Source organism: Devosia sp. (genome assembly GCF_030689745.1).
GTDB lineage: Bacteria > Pseudomonadota > Alphaproteobacteria > Rhizobiales > Devosiaceae > Devosia > Devosia alba.
The window spans coordinates 1-6,629 of record NZ_JAUYGL010000132.1 but is presented as its reverse complement, the minus strand read 5'-3'; the positions used below and the strand labels follow the sequence as shown (position 1 = coordinate 6,629).

6 protein-coding genes and 1 pseudogene are annotated in these 6,629 nt (G+C 60.2%); all 7 read left to right on the top strand.

Annotated elements, in window-relative coordinates; all coding sequences use genetic code 11:
- Positions 1-560: sigma 54-interacting transcriptional regulator (locus Q8O80_RS11590; RefSeq protein WP_305579615.1), on the top strand; the 560-nt coding region annotated here is incomplete at its 5' end.
- 215 nt (positions 561-775) lie between these two features.
- On the top strand, positions 776-1,735 hold the full coding sequence (locus tag Q8O80_RS11585; protein ID WP_305579614.1) for a TAXI family TRAP transporter solute-binding subunit: 960 nt from the start codon (positions 776-778) through the stop codon (positions 1,733-1,735).
- Between the two features lie 81 nt (positions 1,736-1,816).
- Positions 1,817-3,931 (top strand): TRAP transporter permease, encoded by a 2,115-nt coding sequence (locus Q8O80_RS11580; protein WP_371136176.1) that lies wholly within the window; start codon positions 1,817-1,819, stop codon positions 3,929-3,931.
- Positions 3,900-4,322: a DUF1850 domain-containing protein gene (locus Q8O80_RS11575; RefSeq protein ID WP_371136175.1), complete on the top strand. Its 423-nt coding sequence runs from the start codon at positions 3,900-3,902 to the stop codon at positions 4,320-4,322. Before Q8O80_RS11580 ends, Q8O80_RS11575 begins: the two co-directional genes overlap by 32 nt.
- A gap of 144 nt (positions 4,323-4,466) precedes the next feature.
- A complete protein-coding gene (locus Q8O80_RS11570) occupies positions 4,467-5,060 on the top strand; it encodes a phosphotransferase (RefSeq protein ID WP_305579611.1) in 594 nt (197 codons plus the stop codon).
- A 296-nt stretch (positions 5,061-5,356) separates the two neighbouring features.
- Positions 5,357-5,521 (top strand): annotated as a pseudogene (locus tag Q8O80_RS21585) (glyoxalase superfamily protein); the annotation flags it as partial.
- A 700-nt stretch (positions 5,522-6,221) separates the two neighbouring features.
- Positions 6,222-6,629 (top strand): transposase (locus tag Q8O80_RS11560; protein WP_371136174.1); only part of this gene is annotated, 408 nt, incomplete at its 3' end.

Genomic DNA, 6,629 nt, shown 5'->3' with positions numbered 1-6,629 from the left:
AGGTTTTGCGTGCCATCCAGGAGCGCGTCATCGAGCGGTTGGGAAGCAACCGGCAGATTGGCATCGACGTGCGCTTCATCGCTGCGACCAAAACCGATCTTGCAGTCGACAGCGCCGCCGGACGGTTCCGCGCGGATCTTTTCTATCGCCTGTCCACGGTCGAGTTGACCGTGCCGCCCTTGCGCGCGCGGCGGGAAGACGTGCCGCTGTTGTTCCAGCTCTTTGTGGCAGACGCGGCCCGCCGCTTCGGCCTCCCTGCGCCCACGATCAGCCCACGCGATACCGACCGGCTGCAGGCGCAACACTGGCCCGGCAATGTCCGAGAACTCAAGGCGATCGCCGACCGTGCGGCACTCGGAATAGTCAAGAACGCACGGGGCGAGGGCACTGAGACATGGTCATTGTCGGAGCGCGTAGCCCGTTTCGAGGCCGATATCATTGCCGAGGCTTTGCTGGAAAGTGGGGGAGTTACCACAGACGCGGCAGACCGTTTGGGGATGCCTCGCCGCACATTGAACGAAAAGATCCTGCGTTACGGCTTGCGTGGGACCGACGCTTGAAGCAGGCGGAGTTCCGCCCAATCCGATCCGTGGCTGGCGGATTTCCGCCCGCCATCGGCGTCCCGTCCTTGCTGGCGGATGGGCAAGCCATTGAAATAGCCCAGCGTCTTGGTTTTCGGGCACGTGGCATGAGGCTTGCTAATCTCTAAACTGTCGGCTGCTTGAGGATGTGGCCTGACCCATTTCAGATCTGTCATGCAAGGGAGGAAATCTGCATGTTCTACAAGCCACTCAAATCCTGGGCGGGTGTCGTCATCGGGGCGTCGCTTGCGCTGTCGGCGCCGCTTGCTGCCAATGCGCAGGAATTCATCAACGTTCTGACCGGCGGCACATCGGGCGTCTATTACCCACTCGGCGTTGCACTGTCAGAGATCTACGCTGAAGGTATCGAAGGCTCACGCACGCAGGTGCAGTCGACCAAGGCGTCGGTTGAAAACCTGAACCTGCTGCAGGCCGGTCGTGGTGAAATCGCTTTCGCCTTGGGTGACTCGGTCAAGCTGGCCTGGGATGGTGATGCGGAAGCCGGTTTCACGGAGCCACTGTCCGAACTCCGTGCCATCGCGGCGATCTATCCGAACTATATTCAGATCGTCGCTTCGGCCGAATCTGGAATTAAGACGCTTGCCGACCTGTCCGGCAAACGTGTTTCGGTTGGCGCGCCCAAGTCGGGCACAGAGTTGAATGCACGCGCCATCCTGGCAGCTGCCGGCATGAGCTATGAAGACTTCGCCCAGACCGAATATTTACCCTATGCGGAATCGGCCGAGCTGATCAAGAATCGTCAGCTCGATGCGACGCTGCAGTCATCTGGTCTTGGCGTTGCTTTCATCAAGGATCTGGCGGCCTCGCTCGATATCAATATCGTCGAAATTCCGACCTCTGTCGTGGAGACCGTGGGCGCACCCTATGTGCCCAGCTACATTCCTGCCGGCACCTATAGCGGTCAGGATAGTGATGTCACCACGGCGGCTATCGGCAATATGCTGGTCACCCATGCCGGTGTGAGCGATGAAACCGCCTACCAGATGACCAAGCTCCTGTTCGAAAATCTCGATGGGCTGAAGGCAGCGCACAACGCTGCCGCCGGCATCACGCCGGAAGGTGCGCTGGTTGGCCTGACCATCCCACTGCACCCAGGGGCTGAGCGCTACTACAAGGAAGCTGGCTTGATGTAATCCTGCCGGTCAGCGGGGCGTCCGGACTTTGGTCTGGGCGCCCCGTTGTCTTTGTGTCTTGCTCTGGGAGGAGTAAAAATGATGCGCGCTGACACCAGCCCGACGGCCCAACAGCCGGGGGCCTCGACTTTTCATGACCCTCTGGCCAAGGGATTCCCCGCCACCCGCGAGGGTAGGGCCCTCTTCTGGCTCGCCGTGGTCTTTTCTGTTTTCCAGATCATCACTGCGCTGCATCTGGTGGCGTTGCCCAGCATTGTGGTGCGTGCATTTCACGTCGGCTTTCTGCTGGCACTGACCTTTCCGCTGATCGCTGTCAGTCGCGATACCGGGCCGCTGGTAAAAGCCATAGCCTGGACGATGGCAGCGGCTGGCTTCGGCGTCGCCATCTACCAGTTCGTTGAATATGTGCCGTTGATTACCCGCGCTGGCGATCCCACCACGCTTGATCTGGTGGTTGGCGTGATCGCGCTGCTGACCCTGTTTTCCGCGGCCTGGCTCATTATGGGGCCAGCCCTTCCCATCATCTGCGGGCTCTTTCTGGCCTACTGCCTGCTTGGTCAATATCTGCCCTCTCCGCTGAACCATCGCGGCTATGCATTCGAGCAGGTCATCGACCACATGGCCTATGGCACCGAGGGCATTTACGGCATCCCGACGCTGGTGTCCTCGACCTACATCTTCCTGTTCATCCTGTTCGGTTCATTCCTCGAACGCGCGGGCATGATCAAGCTGTTTACCGATGTGTCGCTCGGGCTGGTCGGGCATACCCAGGGTGGCGCGGCCAAGGTCGCAGTGATTTCATCGGGCCTTATGGGGACCATTTCCGGTTCGGGCGTGGCCAATGTGGTCACCACCGGCCAGTTTACCATTCCGCTGATGAAGCGCTTTGGTTATCGCGCCGCCTTTGCCGGCGGCGTCGAGGCGACGTCGTCCATGGGCGCGCAACTGATGCCGCCCGTGATGGGCGCGGTGGCCTTCATCATGGCCGAGACGCTGGGCGTCGAATATATCGAAGTCGTCCGAGCCGCCATCATCCCGGCAATCCTCTATTTCATGTCGGCCTTCTGGATGGTTCACCTCGAAGCGGGCCGCCGCTCACTGTTCGGCCTGCCGCGCAGCGAGCTTCCATCGCCACTCGCGGCCATCAAGGCGCAATGGTATCTGCTGCTGCCGCTGATCGCTCTCATCTTCCTGTTGTTTTCCGGCTATACGCCGCTTTATGCGGGCACGATCGGACTGGCACTGACGGTGCTTCTCATCCTGGGCGGCTCGCTGGCGCTGCGCCTGCCGGGCAAAGTCATCCGGCTGATCTTCTGGATCGGCCTCGGGCTGGTGGCTGCGGCTCTGCTGCGCTTTGGCACCTATGTCATTGTTGCCGCCGTTCTTGGGCTTATCGCCGCAAACCTGTTTTCCAAGGGCGGGCGCGAGACCCTGGCGATCTGTCGCGATTCACTGGCCGAAGGCGCACGAACGGCGCTGCCTGTCGGCATTGCCTGCGCCATTGTCGGCATTATTGTTGGCACCATGACCCTGACCGGCATGGCCAATACATTTGGCCAGTTTATCGTCCATGTCGGGGAGTCCAATCTGTTCCTGTCGCTGGTGCTGACCATGGTGACCTGCCTATTGCTGGGCATGGGCATTCCCACTGTGCCCAACTACATCATCACCGCCACCATTGCCGGTCCTGCGCTGCTCCAGCTCGGCGTGCCGCTGATCGTCAGCCACATGTTCGTCTTCTATTTTGGGATTCTGGCCGACCTGACGCCGCCTGTGGCACTGGCCTGCTTTGCCGCAGCCCCCATTGCCAAGGAGAATGGCCTTAAGATCTCGCTCGAAGCGATCAAGATCGCAGCTGCCGGTTTCGTCATTCCCTATATGGCGGTGTTCACCCCTGCACTCATGCTGCAGGATGGCGGCGAACTGTCTGCGGCGATCGGGTTTTGGCCAGCGGTTGTTTATGTCGTGTTCAAAGCACTGTTGGCCATTGGCCTGTGGGGCGTCGCCGTGGTCGGCTTCCTGCATCGGCGGATGGGCTGGCCCGAGCGTTTACTGGCCATGGCCGCTGCCTTCCTGCTGGTGGCAGCATTACCGCTGACCGACGGGGTGGGTCTTGCTTTGGTTGCCGTGTTCATTGCCTGGCAAGTCTGGTCGACGCGGCGCGATGGTCCAGCCTCGGCGGCCTCCAATGGCTGAGGTGCTCTGCATCCTGACGGCCGGCCAGGTACTTACGCTGGCCGTCGGTGCGTTCTCACTGTCGTGGACGCACACAGTTGAACGCACCCAATGGTTGGAACATTGGCGCGTTCAACCCAATGGCCTCCAGGTCACAGAGGCCATTATTGAGGGATCGGGGGCAGGCATGGAGCCCCCGCCCGGTGCCGTCCGGCTGGAAGATGGCTGGCACTACCGACCAGATGTTGCGCCAATGAAAGAGGTCGTTCTGGCCTCATCGGGCGCTGGCAATTCCGCCTGGACCCTATGCGGCGGGGGCGACTGTTTCAGCCTGGGTGCCCAGCCGGGTCAGCCCATCAAGCTATGGTCGGCGGGAGATTCCGCCATTTGTGAACCAGCGCCGCATTGGTAGCCCGAGACACTCTCTAGTTCCCCTCTACTTAGCAAGCGCGGCTACATACTGCCGCGCCAAAGACACCCACGAGGTTCAGACACCACGTTCAACCGATCGGGGCGAGTTCGCCCACCCAATCGGTCCACAAAAGGTCACGCTTGAATGGCCGGTTTTAGGATTTCGCCATTCATCGCCAAACGGCGGCAATGGGGTCGATCCCGCCATCGCCTGGTTTGCAGCTACCTGGACGCCGCGGCGTCGGTAGGCGACATCGAAATCCACATGCCATTCTGGGGCGATATTGTTGCGCCGCCTGGCATTCGTGCCCCGACCTACAGGACGTACCTCATCGAGAAGCTGCTAAGCGTACGGCCCGTCAGTGGGTCTCTGGCTGAACTTGTAATGGCGGACCCCGAGGTCATGCCGGAGTGCTCGACGCCGTCCTTGGTACACTTCGATATCTTCCCTGACAACGTGTTGGTGGAAGGAGGCAGTGTCAGCGCAATAATCGACTTTGGTGCTTCTTCGAAGATGGCCGACAGGCGCCTCGATGTCTGGTCGGCGGTCGCCTATCTCGATCAGGAGATTTCGCCGTCGGCAACCGACAGTGACAGAAGCGTGGCTCTGGACTGGCTTGCATCAAAGGGCCTGGACAGCGATTACCCCAGTGCGAAGCGATGGATAGCCAGTTCTTGGTGCTTTGCGCACGACGATCCCGCCGTGCGATCGCGGTGCCGACGGGTTTTGTCCGCTTAGGTGGATCATCGGATATTTGCAGACCGTCTGAAAACCACCCCGAAGTTGCCGGAACCGACCCATTTCAGACCTAGATGCTCGATTGTCCAATTGCCGATAGCGGACGACCGCAAGGCCAACCACTGTTGACAATTCTCAACCGCGGCGTAGCCTCACTCTCGGCATGTGCAGCCAGCCGCTCGCGCCCATCTGGGAAGGGTGAATGCACCTAGGTTTGGTTTGACCCGTAACTCCTGGGCAGGCCGTCAGCAATGCGAGCACTGATCTTTTCTGCTGCCCGAGAGAAGGATCGAACCATGCATAGCTTCATGGATGCTAAACTCATGGCGAAGCTGCTGCGGCAGGCTTTGGCCGAAAGAAGCATCGAAATCACCCACAGTGATGGCCTCGAATTGGTCTCGCGCCAGTTCGGCATGGCCAATTGGAACATGCTTAGTGCCAAAATTGATCGAGCAAGCTCGCCTGATGAAACTCTGCCTGACGGCTGGTTTAAGTCGGGCAAGAGCCCGCATCTATACGATGCGCGCATCGATCATGAGAACGGTTCAACTGTTCTGATCGTGGCTAAGCCCGAGATGCTGCACGACGTCCGTGGCGACGACTTCTGCACGGTCATGCAGAGTGTGGATGCCGAACCATCTAGAGGCAAGCGCATCCGGCTCGCCGGCGAGCTGCGTACGGAGGATGCTGGAACTGGCGCGACCATCTGGTTCCGGGTCGATGGCGCGAAAGGAACGCTCCTGTTCGACAACCTCGAACTGCGGCGACCCGATGGTCCATTGGTTGGAACGCAGGGCTGGAACGAGAGATCAGTTGTTTTCGATATTCCCGAGGAAGCGCAGAGCCTCCACTATGGCTTCTTCCTCAAAGGGGCGGGCAAATGTTGGTCTCGCAAGTTCGCCCTCATCGAAGTGGATGACAGCGTCCCCACCAGCAGCGGTAAAGGGCCGGTTCTTCCTCGCCCGACAAACCTTGATTTCGGACAAGCGTCTGCGAACTAGCAATGCCAAGCGGGGGAGTAATATCCGCCTGTTCACTCCCGTGCGGCTTCGTGGGACCAACGGGTAACGTCTGCTTCGGCGTGACACTCGACAGAAGATGGTGTATCGCGGCGGCTGCGGCGCGATCTGAGATCGGGAAGCTGCAGCCCCTTCATGTAAGATGCTTGCGAGGTCACCCCTGACCTCGGGCATCGAAGGAAGGAGCAACTGCGATGGCTTATTTCGTGGGACTGGAGTGTCGGTGAAGGAGACGGCGGTGTGCGTCGTCGATGAGGCCGGCAAGGTAGTATACGAGCAGAAGGTGCCGTCAGAGCCGGACGATATCGTGACGCTGCTGACGTCGATTGGCGAGGACTATGGCCGCGTCGGGATCGAGGCCGGGCCGCTGTCGCAGTGGCTGGTGAACGGCATGGCGGAAGCCGGTCTGCCCGTGATCTGCGTCGAGACCCGCCACATGAAGTCGCTGCTGAAGGCGCAGCAGATCAACAAGTCTGACCGGCTTGACGCGCCCGGCATTGCTCAGATGATGCGTGTCGGCCTTTTCAAGCCGGTGCATGTGAAGACGCTA